At 58.3% G+C, this 16,484-nt stretch carries 17 protein-coding genes and 2 tRNA genes; 15 read left to right on the forward strand and 4 right to left on the reverse strand.

Annotated features, from left to right (window positions below; all coding sequences use genetic code 11):
• Window positions 1-5: 5 nt before the first annotated feature.
• Window positions 6-560 carry a hypothetical protein gene (locus JJQ51_RS31730; protein WP_269245778.1) on the reverse strand — a complete coding sequence of 185 codons (555 nt, stop codon included), beginning with the start codon at window positions 558-560 and terminating at the stop codon, window positions 6-8.
• 367 nt (window positions 561-927) lie between these two features.
• Complete coding sequence (locus JJQ51_RS31735) at window positions 928-1,122, reverse strand: hypothetical protein (protein WP_331275834.1); 195 nt, start codon at window positions 1,120-1,122, stop codon at window positions 928-930.
• 260 nt (window positions 1,123-1,382) lie between these two features.
• On the opposite strand from JJQ51_RS31735, the gene JJQ51_RS31740 reads away from it, so the two are divergent.
• Window positions 1,383-2,450, forward strand: coding sequence for an SDH family Clp fold serine proteinase (locus JJQ51_RS31740; protein ID WP_269245779.1), 1,068 nt, complete (start codon window positions 1,383-1,385; stop codon window positions 2,448-2,450).
• 446 nt (window positions 2,451-2,896) lie between these two features.
• On the opposite strand, the gene JJQ51_RS31745 is transcribed toward JJQ51_RS31740, so the two are convergent.
• A tRNA-Thr gene (locus JJQ51_RS31745) sits at window positions 2,897-2,971 on the reverse strand.
• Between the two features lie 155 nt (window positions 2,972-3,126).
• On the opposite strand from JJQ51_RS31745, the gene JJQ51_RS31750 reads away from it, so the two are divergent.
• From JJQ51_RS31750 to JJQ51_RS31810, 13 genes are all read left to right on the forward strand, one after another.
• The gene (locus tag JJQ51_RS31750; protein ID WP_269245780.1) at window positions 3,127-3,411 is read left to right on the forward strand and encodes a hypothetical protein; all 285 of its coding nucleotides are present in this window, start codon (window positions 3,127-3,129) and stop codon (window positions 3,409-3,411) included.
• A gap of 140 nt (window positions 3,412-3,551) precedes the next feature.
• A complete protein-coding gene (gene murA / locus JJQ51_RS31755; RefSeq protein WP_269245781.1) occupies window positions 3,552-4,844 on the forward strand; it encodes a UDP-N-acetylglucosamine 1-carboxyvinyltransferase in 1,293 nt (430 codons plus the stop codon).
• Between the two features lie 443 nt (window positions 4,845-5,287).
• The gene (locus JJQ51_RS31760; RefSeq protein ID WP_269245782.1) at window positions 5,288-5,731 is read left to right on the forward strand and encodes a DUF2948 family protein; all 444 of its coding nucleotides are present in this window, start codon (window positions 5,288-5,290) and stop codon (window positions 5,729-5,731) included.
• Between the two features lie 58 nt (window positions 5,732-5,789).
• Window positions 5,790-7,088, forward strand: coding sequence for a histidinol dehydrogenase (gene hisD, locus JJQ51_RS31765; RefSeq protein WP_269245783.1), 1,299 nt, complete (start codon window positions 5,790-5,792; stop codon window positions 7,086-7,088).
• A 3-nt stretch (window positions 7,089-7,091) separates the two neighbouring features.
• On the forward strand, window positions 7,092-7,565 hold the full coding sequence (locus JJQ51_RS31770; RefSeq protein WP_106998999.1) for a UPF0262 family protein: 474 nt from the start codon (window positions 7,092-7,094) through the stop codon (window positions 7,563-7,565).
• Between the two features lie 5 nt (window positions 7,566-7,570).
• On the forward strand, window positions 7,571-8,053 hold the full coding sequence (locus JJQ51_RS31775) for an arsenate-mycothiol transferase ArsC (protein WP_269245784.1): 483 nt from the start codon (window positions 7,571-7,573) through the stop codon (window positions 8,051-8,053).
• A gap of 142 nt (window positions 8,054-8,195) precedes the next feature.
• Window positions 8,196-8,414 carry a translation initiation factor IF-1 gene (gene infA, locus JJQ51_RS31780; RefSeq protein WP_004117876.1) on the forward strand — a complete coding sequence of 73 codons (219 nt, stop codon included), beginning with the start codon at window positions 8,196-8,198 and terminating at the stop codon, window positions 8,412-8,414.
• A gap of 89 nt (window positions 8,415-8,503) precedes the next feature.
• A complete protein-coding gene (locus JJQ51_RS31785) occupies window positions 8,504-9,124 on the forward strand; it encodes a Maf-like protein (protein ID WP_095435914.1) in 621 nt (206 codons plus the stop codon).
• Between the two features lie 5 nt (window positions 9,125-9,129).
• Window positions 9,130-9,345: a DNA gyrase inhibitor YacG gene (gene yacG / locus JJQ51_RS31790; protein ID WP_075851761.1), complete on the forward strand. Its 216-nt coding sequence runs from the start codon at window positions 9,130-9,132 to the stop codon at window positions 9,343-9,345.
• A gap of 195 nt (window positions 9,346-9,540) precedes the next feature.
• Window positions 9,541-9,616 (forward strand) — tRNA-Phe (locus JJQ51_RS31795).
• 334 nt (window positions 9,617-9,950) lie between these two features.
• On the forward strand, window positions 9,951-11,897 hold the full coding sequence (locus tag JJQ51_RS31800; RefSeq protein WP_069615949.1) for a PrkA family serine protein kinase: 1,947 nt from the start codon (window positions 9,951-9,953) through the stop codon (window positions 11,895-11,897).
• Between the two features lie 18 nt (window positions 11,898-11,915).
• Window positions 11,916-13,187 (forward strand): YeaH/YhbH family protein, encoded by a 1,272-nt coding sequence (locus tag JJQ51_RS31805; RefSeq protein WP_113332450.1) that lies wholly within the window; start codon window positions 11,916-11,918, stop codon window positions 13,185-13,187.
• Entirely contained in the window at window positions 13,187-14,737 is a 1,551-nt protein-coding gene (locus JJQ51_RS31810) for a SpoVR family protein (protein WP_113389257.1), read from the forward strand. The genes JJQ51_RS31805 and JJQ51_RS31810 overlap by 1 nt, the downstream gene beginning before the upstream one ends.
• 3 nt (window positions 14,738-14,740) lie before the next feature.
• On the opposite strand, the gene JJQ51_RS31815 is transcribed toward JJQ51_RS31810, so the two are convergent.
• Window positions 14,741-16,192 (reverse strand): DHA2 family efflux MFS transporter permease subunit, encoded by a 1,452-nt coding sequence (locus tag JJQ51_RS31815; RefSeq protein ID WP_269245785.1) that lies wholly within the window; start codon window positions 16,190-16,192, stop codon window positions 14,741-14,743.
• Window positions 16,193-16,195: 3 nt separating this feature from the next.
• On the opposite strand from JJQ51_RS31815, the gene JJQ51_RS31820 reads away from it, so the two are divergent.
• A complete protein-coding gene (locus JJQ51_RS31820; protein WP_113354488.1) occupies window positions 16,196-16,390 on the forward strand; it encodes a hypothetical protein in 195 nt (64 codons plus the stop codon).
• The last annotated feature ends 94 nt before the right edge of the window (window positions 16,391-16,484 follow it).

The following is a 16,484-nucleotide window of genomic DNA, read 5'->3' on the forward strand; positions in this document are numbered from 1 at the left end:
TCGTATCATGCCAGGGCGCGCAGCTCCCCATCTGCATTGTCCAATTTGGGGAAAGGCAGAGCCTGATCGAAGACCGGCCACAATTCGTTGAGGAGGATTTTCGTTGCGCCATCGAAGTGGTTTAGACCAAGCGGCACGGGGAAGTGCAGAATGAAATCAATATCTGCGAGGTCGCCACAGAAGGTGGTCTCGATCGGATTAAGATTATCGTACATCAGGACGATGCCGACGTTTCGCGGTTGGTAGTTCCGCGCAAGCTCGACGAGATCGATCTGCATGGGTGCGTAGGTGTCAATATAGTCCTTTGCGAGCACGATGGGATCCTGTCCAAGTCGCGCACCTTGCCAGCGGCTTTCCAGCGTCGCCCTTTCGATGCGGGCGAACAATTCAGGCCGAAAGCCGGTTTGGGGATTGACCGCGAAAGAGAGGATCGTGGCGTTGCTGCCGCCATGCTTAAGCCGTCGATCGAGCAGCAACCCCATTCTGATCGCCGCGTATCCGCCGGCGCTGGAGCCAATCATTTTGATCGCCGTAATGTCATGTTCGACGATGTAGCGCATGAGGACGTCGAGGATGCGGTCCTGATGCTCAAGATACCAGGAACCCTTCTCTTCCACGAACCAGATGGCATGCGCATCGTAACGGATGACTTTTCGATAATTCTGGAACCTTGTTCCGAACGGCCTGCCGGGCTGTTTGCCGGGGCGGTTTTCCACGCCGTAGGAATTGAAATAGACGATCAGGTTGTTGGATCGATTTTGCCGGACAACCGAAAGCAGTTCTCCCTTTTGCGGAGCCGTCGTCTCAAAAATCGCTCGAAGTCCTCCGCCAATCATGATCGAATTCTATCCTCGGCCACAACGAATCTGATTGGTGTATTATGGCGCAAACGCCAAGTTCAGGTAACGAGCAATTTTACGCTCCAGCTTAGCAATCGGCTTCGGCAACGCGGCGCCCCTTCTCCTCCACAAGCAACCAACGCCCGCCGCGATTAATGAGGATCGGCACGATCTCATATCTTGCGCCATCGATCGCCTTGACGACATTGCGGGCCGACATGACGGAAACCTCATGCTCGGTGGACTGACCGCCAAACAGAAGGGCGACGCGTAGTTTCGACATTGAGGCTTTTCTCCTGGACCAGGATGGATGTGATGGGAGGAGGGTTTGAACGGGAGGTTGCGGCGGAATTGGGGAGGGGCGAGGCCAATCCGTTGATAGCGGTTTTCTATACTTAGATGATGGTGCGCAGACGTCAGACATCGTTCCTAACAGTTATTTTTGCATTGTTATTGCCCTTATTTCATCAATGGTGGATTTATTGTCTGTTGCCACTATAAGATGTCAGAAAGAATCGAGATGACCTACTCTAGGAGAAGTAAGTGGCATATCAGGACCGGCTTGCAATTATTGATCAGATCGAGCGTCTTCGCGGTTCTAAGGTAATTTGTTATTTGACCAGCGTACGTTCTAATCTAGGAGCGAATATTTCTCAGGATGCGGTCAGGATCTTTTTCGACCATCTTCGTCTCCTGCCAGAGCGGCCAATAAAAAAGATTGATCTATTTATTTGCAGCAATGGTGGAGATGGGACGGTTCCGTGGAGGATAATTTCACTTTTAAGAGAGTATGCAGAGACGGTTGGAGTAATTCTGCCGTACAGGGCTTATAGCGCGGCAACCATGCTTGCGCTGGGGGCGGATGAAATTGTCATGCATCCGTTTGCTGAAATGGGTCCGATCGATCCTACGGTTACGAATGGATACAATCCGATAGATCCACAAACTAATCAGCGCATCGGCATTAGCGTTGAAGATGTTAAAGCTTATATTTCTTTCGTAAAAGATACCGTTGGGATTCGACACGAAGACGAACTGATTAAGGCTGTGGAGATACTGTCAGACAAAGTTCATCCATTAGCCATCGGAAACGTGGAGCGATTTATTTCCCAAAGTCGAATGATCGCGCGTAAAATTCTTTTAACACATATGTCTGAGGAGACAAGCAAACATAAGATTGATGAGATTATAGAGACTCTCGCGTCCAAGCTTTATTTCCATGGGCATCCCATTAACAGGAAAGAAGCGAAAGATCTGGGGCTTCAAGTTGCAGAGCATCCCGCGCCGGAGTTGGAAGAACTTATTTGGAATCTTTATCTCGACTACGAAATCGAATTTAAAAATAATGAAATCTACGATCCTGTTGGGCAGTTGTTTGCGAACAGCCCTGCTCCACAGCCCGTACCTGCAGGACCTGTGCCTATTCCAGCTATTCCTTTGGGAACTGCAGTCACAAATGATTTGAGGCTTGCATCTGTCGAGTCAATGAAACTGTCTAGCATTTTCGACGTCAGGAAGAGGCTAGTAGTGGTAGGTCATCAGAGCTTGTTTGAACCCGTTATACGGGAAGAGCAACTTAGCGTACGGTGGAGCCATACAGAGGCACCCTGACAGTATCTCTATCAGTGGTTGTGTGATCTACAGGCAGCTCTTGCCCCGGTTCGTTCTTGGTCCTGCGGCTCGGAATTGCTGTCCCAATACCAGCGGGAATGGAGCGAGTTCCGCCCATTTGGGTCCCAGGAACCATTTCCAGCACAGTCACTTTTTGCTTCGTAAATATCGCTGGCGTTGCAATCGCATACTTAGGGCTGTTGAAGGTGGTGCTCATATTTATCTCCGAAAGCCACATTTCACCCTAGCTCAAAACGGCCGCTCTTTATGGGAATATTGCCGCTTATAGTTAATGCAGATTTAATCTGTCACCATAATGGCACTAGTCAAGTGACGGTTGTGTAATTTGATAAATAAAATTTGAAGCATGCCTGAAGCTTTCGCGCTGTGTAAAAGCTCTCGTTCGGCACGATCTACTTCTAAATTGAACAATTCCCAAGGAAAACTGGTGCTGCTAGAGAGATTTGAACTCTCGGCCTCTCCCTTACCAAGGGAGTGCTCTACCCCTGAGCTATAGCAGCATTCCGTGGCGCGATTGAGTGCGCCGTATTGGGCGAGGCGGCTATTGCCATAGGTCGGGGCGGAGTGCAAGCCGCAAATTGCAAGTTCTGTGAAAGTTCGTTGGAAAAAATGTGTCGGTCTTTTGAAGGCCAGGGTTTTCGGCTATGGGAAAACCATGGCTGCGGACAAGACGAAAATCGATGAAGGGCAGGCTTTGCAGGGCGGTTCGGCCCCCAGCGGGGTCGGCGGCGAGGCGGTCGCGCGGGCGGATGCCAGGCAGGTCACGGAGGCGGACCGTCGGCGCGAGCGTGCTGCGCAGAAGCTGCGGGAGAATCTGGCGCGGCGCAAGCAGCAGGTCAGGGCGCGGCGTGCCGGCCAGGCCGACGAGACGGATGGGCTGCCGGGCGCAAAGCCTGGGGATAGTGCTGAAACCGCCGCAAAAAGGGACGAATCGCAATGATTGATGTCGCCCATCATCAATCGAATTGATGCGTTAATCTATTTCGTCTAAAGAGCGCCTTTTACCAGGTGCACGAAACCTGGCGCTGACATTGGCGCCCGGAACTATCAGGAAAGGCGGGCCTCGCCCGTATTGCTTATATGGATCGTATCAGGATTGTCGGCGGCAATGAGCTCAACGGTATCATTCCGATCTCCGGCGCCAAGAATGCCGCCCTGCCGCTGATGATCGCCTCGCTGCTGACAAGCGATACCCTGACCCTCGAAAACGTGCCGCATCTCGCCGATGTCGAGCTTTTGATGCGCATCCTCGGCAATCACGGCGTCGATGTCGCCGTCAATGGCCGGCGCGAGCGCCAAGAAGACGGCTATTCCCGCACCATCCATTTCACCTGCCGCACCATCGTCGATACGACCGCGCCCTATGAGCTCGTCGCCAAGATGCGCGCGAGCTTCTGGGTCATCGGGCCGCTGCTCGCCCGCGAGGGCCAGGCGCGCGTGTCGCTGCCCGGCGGCTGCGCCATTGGCACACGCCCGGTCGATCTCTTCATTGAGGGCTTGCAGGCGCTCGGCGCCACCATGGAAATCGACGGCGGCTATATCAATGCCACCGCACCGAAGGGCGGCCTCATCGGCGCGCGCTATGACTTCCCGAAGGTTTCCGTTGGTGCGACGCATGTGATGATGATGGCGGCCACGCTTGCCCGCGGCACCACCGTCATCGGCAATGCGGCCCGCGAGCCAGAAATCGTCGATCTCGCCAATTGCCTGATCGCCATGGGCGCCAAGATTTCCGGCGCCGGCACCAGCACGATCACCATCGAGGGCGTCACCTCACTGTCAGGCGCGCGCCACCGCGTGCTGCCCGACCGTATCGAGACCGGCACCTATGCCATGGCCGTTGCCATGGCCGGCGGCGACGTCACGCTTGAGAATACCAATGTCGCGCTGCTCGACAACGCTCTCGAAAGCCTGCGCCGCGCCGGCGCCACGGTTTCTCCGACCAATAACGGCATCCGCGTCATGCGCAATGGCGGCGGCATCCAGCCGGTCGATGTCGTCACCGATCCGTTCCCCGGCTTCCCGACGGACCTGCAGGCGCAGTTCATGGCGCTGATGACCCGCTCGTCGGGTGTATCGCATATCACCGAGACCATCTTCGAAAACCGTTTCATGCATGTGCAGGAGCTCGCCCGCCTCGGCGCGAAGATTTCGCTTTCCGGGCAGACCGCCCGCATCGAGGGCGTCGAGAAGCTGAAGGGCGCGCCCGTGATGGCGACCGACCTTCGCGCCTCCGTCTCGCTCGTCATCGCCGGCCTTGCGGCCGAGGGCGAGACGGTGGTGTCGCGCATCTATCACCTCGATCGCGGCTTCGAGCGGCTGGAAGACAAGCTGACGCGCTGCGGCGCCGTGGTCGAGCGCATCAGCGACTAAGGCTCATCGCTGCCCCCCACAATCGCATATGGTGGGATCATCTTCGGAAACTCCTTCTCCCCTCGGGGAGAAGGTGGCCCGAAGGGTCGGATGAGGGGGCTGACTGATTTGAATTCACGAGTTTTCGTACTCCTGGCAGGCACCCCCTCATCCGCCTGATGGCACCTTCTCCCGAGGGGAGAAGGGGTGGCGGTAACGATTTCAGCTCATATGCGATTGTCCTGCCTCCCGGGCAGTCCTCCGGTTTTTGCATTCCGCTGTCGCAAAAGCGCGACAGCATTTTGGATGATCGGGCTTATTTCCATCCATCGGCGCGAAGAGAGCGGGCCAGCCCGCTTTCTTCGGTTGCGTCTTTTGCGCTCCCATCCTATGTCCAGAATGAAGGAACGCCGGCAACAATGCTTGCCGGGGGTTCCAATGGCGCGATCAGGGATAAAGGACGAATGAGCGATCTCAAGCTAATGGCACTCGACACCGAGGACCTGGATGTCATCTCTGCCTATATGCAGGATAGCGTCTTCAAGGTCGGCGACATGTCCTATGCGCCGAAGCAAGAGCAGTTTTCGCTCGCGGCCAACCGTTTCGTCTGGGAACAATCGGACCAGCGCAGCAAGCCTTATGAACGCCATCGTTCCGCGCTGGTCTTCAAGCGCGTTCAGGGCGTGCGCTCCAACGGCTTCGACCGGCGCAAGCGCGACGAGGTTCTCTCGCTGCTCGCCATCCGCTTCGAGCAGAAGGGCGAGGGGCCAGACGGCACGATCGAGCTTGCCCTTGCCGCCAACGCCACCATCGCACTCGATGTCGAATGCATCGAGGCCCAGCTTGCGGATATCGGCGGGGCATGGGAAACGGCCCACAAACCCCGACATCCCGACGCGGGCGAATAGGCAGCGACGGTTGGATTTTTGCCGCCGCGGGCGGCCGCAGTGAAAGAGGAATATCAGTTTGGCTATCTGGTTGGATCAGGCGTCGGAAGGGTTCGAGCAGCAGTTCGCCGCATTCCTGACGACCAAGCGGGAAGTGTCCGAGGATGTGAATGCCGTCGTGCGCGGCATCATCGATGATGTGCGGGCGCGCGGCGATGCCGCCCTTGCAGATTATTCCAAAAAGTTCGACGGCGTCGATTTCGCCATAACGCCGATGCGCGTCAGCGAAGCGGAGATCGATGCGGCGATCGCGGCCGTTCCGGCAGAGGTTTTGGGCGCGCTGAAGGTCGCCGCCACCCGCATCGAATCGCATCACCGCCGGCAATTGCCGAAGGATGATATCTATGAAGACGATCTCGGCGTTGGCCTCGGATCGCGCTGGACGGCGATCGAAGCGGTCGGTCTGTATGTGCCCGGCGGTACGGCGAGCTATCCGAGCTCGGTGCTGATGAATGCCGTGCCGGCCAAGGTCGCCGGTGTCGATCGCGTCGTCATCGCCGTGCCGGCGACGGGCGGTGCCGTCAATCCGGCCGTGCTTGCTGCGGCGCGCATGGCCGGCGTCGAGGAGATCTATCGCATTGGTGGCGCGCAGGCGATCGCGGCACTTGCCTATGGTACGGAGACGATCAAGCCGGTCTATAAGATCACCGGCCCCGGCAATGCCTATGTGGCGGCAGCCAAGCGCCAGGTGTTCGGCACTGTTGGTATCGACATGATTGCCGGCCCGTCGGAAGTGCTCGTCATCGCCGACAAGAATAACGATCCGGACTGGATCGCCGCCGATCTGCTGGCGCAGGCGGAGCATGACGAAAGCGCGCAGGCGATCCTGATCACCGACGATGCCGAATTCGGCAGAGCCGTGGAAGCGGCGGTCGAGCGGCAGCTGAAGCAGCTCAGCCGCTCGCAGACGGCAGCGACGAGCTGGCGGGATTTCGGCGCGGTTATCCTAGTCGCCGAAGTGAAGCAGGCCATTCCGCTTGCCAACCGCATTGCGGCCGAGCATCTGGAGCTGGCGGTCGATGATCCCGAGCCGCTTTTGGCCGGTGTTCGCAATGCCGGCGCGATCTTCGTCGGCCGTCATACGCCCGAAGTGATCGGCGATTATGTCGGCGGCTCGAACCATGTGCTGCCGACTGCCCGCTCTGCACGCTTCTCCTCCGGGCTGTCGGTGCTCGATTTCGTCAAGCGCACCTCTATTCTCCGGCTGGGGTCGGAGCAGCTCCGCGCGCTCGGGCCAGCGGCGATCGCGCTTGCCAATTCCGAGGGGCTGGATGCGCATGCGCGGTCGGTTGCGATCCGCCTCAATCTCGAGGGGTAAGGCATGGCAAAGGGCGTCTTCCGACTGAGCGATGTGGTCCTGGACGACACGATCGGCCGCTCGACGCCTGATGTCGAGCACGAGCGCGCCGTCGCCATCTTCGACCTGATCGAGGAAAACAGCTTCACGCCTGTCGGGCATGAGGGCGGGCCTTATCTACTCAATCTTTCGCTGGTCGACCAGAAGCTGGTCTTCGACATCCGCATGGAAGATGGTGGCGTTGTCGCCACCCATATTCTGTCGCTCACCCCGTTTCGCCGGATCGTGAAGGATTATTTCATGATCTGCGAGAGCTATTACGAGGCGATCCGCTCGGCCACGCCAAGCCGCATCGAGGCGATCGACATGGGCCGGCGCGGCATTCACAACGAAGGCTCGCAGACGCTGATGGACCGGTTGAACGGCAAGATCAGCGTGGATTTCGATACGGCGCGGCGGCTCTTCACGCTCGTTTGCGTGCTCTACTGGCGCGGGTGATTGCCATGGATGAGCCGCAGGCGATCGAGCAGAATGGCAGGTCGGCCGGGGGCAAATCCCCCGGCGCCATCCTCTTCATGTGCGGCCTCAATGCCATCCGTTCGCCCATGGCCGAGGCGATGGCGCGCAGCATGCTGCCGCAGGGCACGTATATCGCCTCGGCCGGGGTACGCGCCGGCGAGCGCAATCCTTTCGTCGATGTGGTGCTTGCCGAGATCGGGCTTTCGCTTGGCCGCCGTCAGCCGCAGACCATGGAAGAGTTGGAGGATGATTTCTTCGATGTCATCATCACGCTGTCTCCTGAGGCGCATCATGCCGCGCTGGAACTGACGCGGGCGAACGCTGTCGACGTCATCTATTGGCCGACGATGGACCCGTCGGCGACGGATGGAACGCGTGAGCAGGTTCTGGATGCCTATCGCGCGGTGAGGGACTATCTTCTCGGCCTGATTGAGAGCAGGCTTGTGGAACATCGCGGCTCGCTTTAGAGCCGCAAATGAAACAAATGCAGAAACCCTTATCAACGTGGTTCACAAAACCGCGGCGATTGTGTAGTTTCCGCGCAAATTTCCGGCGACCCAGCCTTTTTAACAGGAGCGCCGGCCTCAACCGACAGGAAAAGAAGCTTTAATGCCGAAAGAAGAAGTCCTCGAATTTCCCGGTGTCGTCACCGAACTCCTGCCGAACGCGACCTTTCGCGTGAAGCTGGAAAACGAGCACGAGATCATCGCCCACACTGCGGGCCGCATGCGCAAGAACCGCATCCGCGTTCTGGCCGGCGACAAGGTGCTGGTGGAAATGACCCCTTACGACCTGACCAAGGGCCGCATCACCTACCGTTTCAAGTAATCCGCCGTTCGCTGGAGCCGGATGCCGCCGACATTTTCGGCATCATGCTCCGGACCGGCTCTCATTCCCGCATGACAGGTCGAGATCTGATGGCGTTGAAACACAAGCTGATACTGGCCTCCGGATCGCCGCGTCGCGTCGAGCTCCTGCATCAGTCAGGCATCGAGCCCGCGCGTCTCATGCCCATGGATATCGATGAGACGCCGAAGAAATCGGAGCATCCGCGCTCGCTGGCGCGGCGGCTTTCGGCTGAGAAGGGTGATGCCGCCTTTGCGGCCATCAAGAGCGACGCCGCCTGGCAGGGAAGCTATATCCTTTCGGCCGACACGGTCGTCGCCGTCGGGCGGCGCATCCTGCCGAAGGCGGAATTCGTCGATGAGGCGGCTGCGGCGCTGCATCTGCTCTCCGGGCGCGGCCATGTCGTCTATACCGGCATCTGCCTGATCACGCCGGACCGCAAGGCCCGCCAGAAGGTGGTGGAAACCAAGGTGCGTTTCAAGCGGCTTTCCAGCCGGGATATCGACATGTATCTCGCCTCCGGCCAGTGGCGGGGCAAGGCGGGGGCCTATGGCATTCAGGGGCTTGCCGGCTCCTTCGTGCAGAAGCTTGTCGGTTCCTACACCAATGTCGTCGGATTGCCGCTTTATGAAACCATGCTGCTGCTGGCAGGCGAGGGCTTCGATGTCCACGCCGGATGGCAGGAAGGATAGTTATCATGACGAAAGCTGAAGAGATCAAGGTTGGTTCGAAGGTCGAGCCGCTGCGAAAGACGCGTCCCTGCCCGGAATGCGGCCGTCCTTCGCTGCGTGAACATTATCCCTTCTGCTCGGATCGCTGCCGCTCCGTCGATCTCTCGCGGTGGCTCAACGGCTCCTACGCCATCCCTGTCACCGAGGACGAGACGAAGGCCGACGGCTCCGACCAGGACTGAGTGCATTTTCCAAAGGGGTTCTGCGTCGTGAACCCCTTCATTTTGTTTGCGAATTGGCAAAATTCGATTTCCTGTCAAAAAAGAGTCATTTGCGGCTGGACATGGCCGAACAAGATGCTATAACCCCGCTCGCTTCCGGGGCGAACCAACCGCCCAGCGCCTGCTAAGGCTCTTCCTTTGACGCGAAGCTCGGATGCCCAGATAGCTCAGTTGGTAGAGCAGCGGATTGAAAATCCGCGTGTCGCTGGTTCGATTCCGGCTCTGGGCACCATCTTTTCTCCCCAATCATGCGGACAATGAAGCTTGACGCTGGCTTCGATCAATTCTTCGCCGAGATCGTGTATTTGCAAAAATATGCGGCAATAGGCCGGTTGAGGTTGCATAACCACTGCGTGCGTTGTATTGCTGCAACAATCCTTTGGTTGCGTTTCATTAATTCGGTGCATGACCCCATCAAGATATTGATGACATTTGGAATCAAGCGTACGAATTATTGACAGATCACCTATTGATTCGTAGCGAGTCATACCGCACTTTAGATACAGCGGGATAAAGTGATCTCGTAAAAGCCGGCGTTAATTGCAATAGCAAGCTACCGAGGCGCCATGTTAAACAACGATGTTCTGTTCAACACGTTCGCCCGTACTTTTGAAGCACGGCGCGAAGTCGAGATGTCATTCTCAGAATACCTGGAAGCGTGCCGGGATGATCCGCTCATGTACGCAAATGCGGCTGAGCGGCTACTGGCAGCCATGGGCGAACCACTGCTGATCGATACGGCCAAGGATACAAGGCTTGGGCGTATTTTCATGAACCGGACCATCCGGACTTATCCGGCTTTTTCGGGCTTTTTCGGCATGGAAGAGACGATCGAACGCATCGTCGCCTTCTTCCGCCATGCGGCCCAGGGGCTGGAGGAGCGCAAGCAGATCCTCTATCTGCTCGGGCCTGTCGGCGGCGGCAAGTCATCCCTCGCCGAGCGGCTGAAATCATTGATGGAAGTTCATCCCATCTATGTGCTCAAGGCCGGAAACGAGCTTAGCCCGGTCTTCGAAAGCCCGCTCAGCCTGTTCGATCCCGTCACCATGGGGCCGATGATCGAGGAGCGCTATGGCATTCCGCGCCGGCGCCTGACCGGGCTCATGAGTCCCTGGTGCCTCAAGCGGCTGGAAGAGTTCGAAGGCGATATTTCCCGCTTCCGTGTCGTCAGGATGCAGCCCTCAAGGCTGCGGCAAATTGCCGTCGCCAAGACGGAACCGGGCGACGAGAACAACCAGGACATTTCCTCGCTGGTCGGCAAGGTGGATATCCGCAAGCTCGAAAGCCTCGCGCAGAACGATCCGGATGCCTACAGCTACTCCGGTGCATTGAACCGTGCCAACCAGGGCATTCTCGAATTCGTCGAAATGTTCAAGGCACCGATCAAGATGCTGCATCCGCTGCTGACGGCGACGCAGGAAGGCAATTACATCGGTACGGAAAATATCGGTGCGATACCCTTCTCCGGCATCATCCTGGCGCACTCAAACGAGTCGGAATGGCAGACATTCAAGGCCAACAAGAACAATGAGGCATTCATCGACCGGATCTGCGTGGTGAAAGTGCCTTATTGCCTGCGGGTCACCGAAGAGCAGAAGATCTATGAGAAGCTGATCGAGGAATCCGAGCTCAGCGACGCGCCCTGCGCGCCGTCGACATTGGAGACGCTCGCCCGCTTCACGGTTCTGACGCGGCTTTCTAAGCACGAGAATTCGACCGCCTTCTCCAAGCTTCGGGTCTATGACGGCGAGAGCCTGAAGGAGACTGATCCGAGAGCGCGCAGCGTGCAGGAATATCGTGACTCGGCCGGTGTCGACGAAGGCATGGATGGAGCCTCCACCCGTTTTGCCTTCAAAGTGCTGGCGGCGACCTTCAACTACGATACGACAGAAGTCGGTGCCGATCCGGTGCATCTGATGTACATGCTGGAGCAGGCAATCCGCCGCGAACAGCTGCCGCTTGAAACCGAAAAGCTGTATATCGAGTTTATCAAGAGCGAACTGGCGCCGCGCTATGCGGAGTTCATCGGCAACGAGATCCAGAAGGCCTATCTGGAATCCTATGCGGATTACGGACAGAATCTCTTCGATCGCTATGTCGACTATGCCGACGCCTGGATCGAGGATGTCGATTTCAAGGATCCGGATACCGGCCAGCTTCTCGACCGCGAGCTTTTGAACCAGGAGCTCACCAAGATCGAAAAGCCGGCCGGTATCGCCAATCCGAAGGACTTCCGCAACGAGGTGGTCAAGTTCTGCCTGCGGGCACGGGCGAGCCACGGCGGCAAGAACCCGTCCTGGACCAGCTATGAGAAGATCCGTGAAGTCATCGAAAAGCGGATGTTCTCTCAAGTCGAGGACCTTCTGCCCGTCATCTCGTTCGGCTCCAAGAAGGATGGCGAGACGGAGAAGAAACATGGCGAATTCGTCGAGCGGATGGTCGCGCGGGGTTACACCGAACGGCAGGTTCGGCGGCTTGTGGAATGGTACATGCGTGTGAAACAGGCGGGATGAGCCACCAAGGAAGAAGGAATGCACATTGTTGACAGACGCCTGAACCCAGGCGGAAAAAGTCTGGAAAATCGTCAACGGTTTTTGCGAAGAGCAAAAGCGCTGGTGCAGAGAGCGGTCTATGAATCCTCTCAAAATCGCGACATTCAGGATATTCTGAAGGGTGGCGAAATCAGCATTCCCCTGGATGGAACCGAGGAACCTCGGTTCCATCGCGGCCCGGAGGGCCTGAAGGAACATATTCTTCCCGGTAACAAGGACTTCATCGAAGGCGATATGCTTCCCCGCCCCGAGGGCGGTAGCGGCAAGTCGCGGGCCGGCGGCGATGGAACCGGCGAGGATGCCTTCCGCTTCATCTTGACGCGGGACGAATTCCTCGATCTCTTCCTCGACGATCTCGAATTGCCCGATCTAGCCAAGCGCCGCCTGATGTCGGCGGACCAGATCAATCCGGTGCGCTCGGGCTATTCGGTTACGGGATCACCTGCCAATCTTGCCATCAACCGCACGATGCGGCTTGCCATGATGCGCCGTGTCGCGCTGCATCGCCCGAAGCCGGAAACGGTCGAAAAGCTCATCGAGGAGGCCGAGGAGTGCACGGACGAGAAGCGCCGCGCACAGCTCGAAGACGAGATCAAAAGACTGGAATCGAAGGTCCGGCGCATTCCCTATATCGACCCGATCGATATCCGCTATCGCCGTTTCGAGAACGAGCCGAAGCCGGTGGCGCAAGCCGTCATGTTCTGCCTGATGGACGTCTCCGGCTCGATGACGGAGCACATGAAGGATCTCGCCAAGCGCTTCTACATGCTGCTCTACATTTTCCTGACCCGGCAGTATCGCCGCGTCGAGATCGTCTTCATCCGCCATACCGACGTAGCGGAAGAGGTGGACGAGGAGACCTTCTTCCGCAGCCCGGCAACCGGCGGCACCCAGGTTTCGAGCGCGCTCGAGGCCATGCGGCGGATCGTGCGGGACCGCTTCCCGGCATCCGACTGGAACATCTACGCCGCGCAAGCATCGGATGGTGATAACGCCTATTCCGACAATGCGACGACGGCAGCGCTGATGACGAGCGAGATCCTGCCCGTCTGCCAATATTTCGCCTATCTCGAAGTGGGGGAATCACGCAGCGTCGCGATCTCGTCCGGCTCGGCGATCTGGTCGCTCTACGAGCGGATGCAAGTGGGATGGCCGGTGCTTTCCATGCGGCGTGTCAGCGATCGCAGCCAGATCTATCCGGTTTTCCACGATCTCTTCCAGCGCCGGACGGCGGAAACAAGGAGCGGATAATGGCAAAAAAGGCATCGATGGAGCGGCTTTTCGAAGGCGCGGACTGGGATTTCGCCACCATCCAGCGAATTCACGATGCCTGCGAGAAGATTGCCGTCGGCGAGCTCGGGCTCGATGTTTACCCCAATCAGATCGAGATCATCACCGCCGAGCAGATGCTCGACGTCTATTCCTCGATCGGCATGCCGCTCTTTTACAAGCACTGGTCCTTCGGAAAGCATTTCGCCCATCATGAGGCCTTCTACCGCAAGGGCCTGCGCGGCCTTGCCTATGAGATCGTCATCAACAGCTCGCCCTGCATCTCCTATCTGATGGAGGAGAATAGTGCGACGATGCAGGCTCTCGTCATCGCGCATGCCGCCTTCGGCCACAATCACTTCTTCAAGAACAATTATCTCTTCAAGCTCTGGACCGATGCCGAAGGCATTCTCGACTATCTCAACTTCGCCAAGAGCTATGTGGCACGCTGTGAGGAGCGCTATGGCCATGCCGCCGTCGAGCGCACGCTGGATGCAGCGCATGCGCTGATGTCGCACGGCGTGCATCGCTATGCCGGCAAGAAGACGCCGGACCTGCGCGACGAGGAGAAGCGCGAGCGCGAGCGGCGCGAATATGACGAGAAGATCTTCAACGATCTATGGCGCACGGTGCCGGCCGGATCGGGCAAGAAAACACAGGATCTCGATCTGGAGCGGCGGCGCTCGCTGGCGGGCCTGCCGCAGGAGAATATCCTCTATTTCCTGGAAAAGATGGCGCCGCGTCTGAAGCCCTGGCAGCGCGAGATCATCCGCATCGTGCGGCATGTCGCCCAATATTTCTATCCGCAGAGTCAGACCAAGGTGATGAACGAGGGCACGGCAACCTACGTGCACTATCGCATCATGACCCGGCTGCACGAACTCGGTGGCATCGGCGACGGCGATTTTCTGGAATTCCTGAAATCGCATACCAATGTGGTTTTCCAACCGACCTTCAACGATCCCCGCTATTCCGGCCTCAACCCCTACGCGATCGGCTTTGCCATGATGCAGGATATCGAGCGCATCGTGACGAAGCCGGAGGAAGAGGATCGCCAATGGTTCCCGGAAATCGCCGGCACTGGCGATGCAATGGCGGTGCTGCGCGATCTCTGGGCCAATTATCGCGACGAGAGTTTTGTCGCGCAGTTCTTGAGCCCGCATCTGATGCGCAAGATGCGCATGTTCCAGCTGACGGATGATCCGGAGGAGGAAGAGGGGCTGAGGGTTGCCGCCATTCATGATGAGCGTGGCTACCGGCGCATCCGCCGTGAATTGTCACGGCAATATGATGTCGGCTGGATCGATCCGCATATCGAGATCGTCGATGTCGATCTTGCCGGCGACAGGCGGCTGCTGGTCAAGCATACGGTGCTGAACGGCGCGATGCTCGACGATATGGATGCCAAGCGCGTATTGCAGCATCTGGCTGATCTGTGGAGCTACGACGTGCTGATGCAGGAAGTCGACCGCTCCGGCGCGGTACTTCGCGATCATCTCGTCCATCCGCGCGCCTCGGCGCTTGCGGCATAAGCCTTACGGCTGCTTTTTCGATTGCCGCTGATGGCCGCTCACTTGCGCGCCGTCTTCCGGCCGCAGCTTGAGAAAGCCGGGTATGCCGAGCAGCGGGATCACGGCCATCAGCAAAAATGCAATATGGAATTTCTCCGGCGTCAGCGGCGATCCATCCAAAGTCACCAGACCCAGCAGCATGGCGGCGACGGAGACGCCGAAGCTGACGCTCAATTGCTGCAGCACACCGCCGAGACTGGTCGCGCGGCTGAGTTGAGCCGCCGGAGTATCGGAATAGGATAGCGTATTGGACGTCATGAACTGTCCGGCCCGCGCCAGCCCGAAGATGAAGACATAGACGATGATGAACCAGTGCGGCGTATCGGGTGTGATCAGCGCGAAGCCGGCGACGACGGCGGCACCGAATATGGCGCTCCAGGTCAACATGCGATCGAAGCCATAGAGCTTCAGCAGTTTCGCCGAGACCGGCCGAACGGCGAGGGCGCTCAGGGCGCTGACGAAGGTCAGCGTGCCCGAGACGATCGGGCTCAAGCCGAAGCCGACCTGCAGCATCAGCGGCAGCAGGAAGGGCACGCCATTCAGCCCGACACGACAGATGCCGCCGGCAAGCGTGCCGATGCGGAACGTGCGCAGCTTGAACAGGGTGAGATCCACGGCCGGAGATACCGCCGTTCTGGCATAGCGGATGAAGCCGACCAGCAGCAGGCCGGCGGCGGCAAGCGTCAGGACAATAGCCCATACGGGGATCGTCGGGCGGCCGATATTCTCGATGCCGTATTGCAGCAGCACGCAGCCGAGGCCGACCATGACGAAGCCGGGAAAGTCGAATTTGATGGTCTCGTCGCGTTCGGTATCCTCGACATAGCGCAGCGCCATGGCCATGCCGATCAGGCCGAAGGGCAGGTTCACCCAGAAGATCCAGCGCCAGGACAGATAGGTTGTCAGGAAGCCGCCGAGCACCGGCCCGATGACGGGCCCGATGACGGCGGGCAGGGTCATGTAGGTCATGGCAGTCACGAGCTGGCTGCGGGGGAAACTGCGGATGAGGATGAGGCGCCCGACCGGCGTCATCATTGCGCCGCCAAAGCCCTGCAGTGCGCGCGTGGCGATAAGCATCGGCAGGCTGGTCGTCAGGCCGCAGAGGATCGAGCCGATGGTGAAGATGAAGAGGGAAAGCGTGAAGATGCGCCGGGCGCCGAAGCGATCGGCAAACCAGCCACTCACCGGAATGAACATGGCAAGCGTCAGAATATAGGTCGTGACCGCCAGATTCATGCGCAGCGGCGTCGTATCGAGGCTCTTGGCGATATCGGGAACGGCGGTGACGAGGATGGTCGAATCCAGCTGTTCCATCAGGAAGGCGACGGCGACCACCGCGGGGATGATGTAGCGCAGGCGGGGATTGCGTTCGACCGCAAAAGTCTGGCCCTGCGGATTGGGAGCTATCGAATCCATGAAATGAAATGGCTTTCCAACGTCCGGCTGGGGACCGGCGCGTTTGACGATTTGCATGAATCCCTTCGGAAACCGCCTCGTGTGCTCTCGGGAAACATGGTGCTGGCGGCCGGTGATCCGCCGACCTTCGGAATCGTTGCCTATATGAGCACTACCGATGGCGCAGTGCAACAAAAACCGACGCGCATGAATATTTGACACCGTTTGTAAAATCGGGCGTCCATCCTGGATACGCCCTGCTGCACTGTGCCAACGGCAGTTGTGATCGGACGCTTCGCGGTATGGACCGCGG

Origin of the sequence: Rhizobium sp. AG207R (genome assembly GCF_027109195.1) — a bacterium.
GTDB lineage: Bacteria > Pseudomonadota > Alphaproteobacteria > Rhizobiales > Rhizobiaceae > Rhizobium > Rhizobium dioscoreae.

Coding starts and splice junctions, on each gene's coding strand:
- JJQ51_RS31730 (WP_269245778.1), bottom strand. CDS start 560: ATGCGCTACATCGTCGAACATGACATTACGGCGATCAAAATGATTGGC.
- JJQ51_RS31735 (WP_331275834.1), bottom strand. CDS start 1,122: ATGTCGAAACTACGCGTCGCCCTTCTGTTTGGCGGTCAGTCCACCGAG.
- JJQ51_RS31750 (WP_269245780.1), top strand. CDS start 3,127: ATGGCTGCGGACAAGACGAAAATCGATGAAGGGCAGGCTTTGCAGGGC.
- murA (WP_269245781.1), top strand. CDS start 3,552: ATGGATCGTATCAGGATTGTCGGCGGCAATGAGCTCAACGGTATCATT.
- JJQ51_RS31760 (WP_269245782.1), top strand. CDS start 5,288: ATGAGCGATCTCAAGCTAATGGCACTCGACACCGAGGACCTGGATGTC.
- JJQ51_RS31770 (WP_106998999.1), top strand. CDS start 7,092: ATGGCAAAGGGCGTCTTCCGACTGAGCGATGTGGTCCTGGACGACACG.
- JJQ51_RS31775 (WP_269245784.1), top strand. CDS start 7,571: ATGGATGAGCCGCAGGCGATCGAGCAGAATGGCAGGTCGGCCGGGGGC.
- infA (WP_004117876.1), top strand. CDS start 8,196: ATGCCGAAAGAAGAAGTCCTCGAATTTCCCGGTGTCGTCACCGAACTC.
- JJQ51_RS31785 (WP_095435914.1), top strand. CDS start 8,504: ATGGCGTTGAAACACAAGCTGATACTGGCCTCCGGATCGCCGCGTCGC.
- yacG (WP_075851761.1), top strand. CDS start 9,130: ATGACGAAAGCTGAAGAGATCAAGGTTGGTTCGAAGGTCGAGCCGCTG.
- JJQ51_RS31800 (WP_069615949.1), top strand. CDS start 9,951: ATGTTAAACAACGATGTTCTGTTCAACACGTTCGCCCGTACTTTTGAA.
- JJQ51_RS31805 (WP_113332450.1), top strand. CDS start 11,916: ATGCACATTGTTGACAGACGCCTGAACCCAGGCGGAAAAAGTCTGGAA.
- JJQ51_RS31810 (WP_113389257.1), top strand. CDS start 13,187: ATGGCAAAAAAGGCATCGATGGAGCGGCTTTTCGAAGGCGCGGACTGG.
- JJQ51_RS31815 (WP_269245785.1), bottom strand. CDS start 16,192: ATGGATTCGATAGCTCCCAATCCGCAGGGCCAGACTTTTGCGGTCGAA.
- JJQ51_RS31820 (WP_113354488.1), top strand. CDS start 16,196: ATGAAATGGCTTTCCAACGTCCGGCTGGGGACCGGCGCGTTTGACGAT.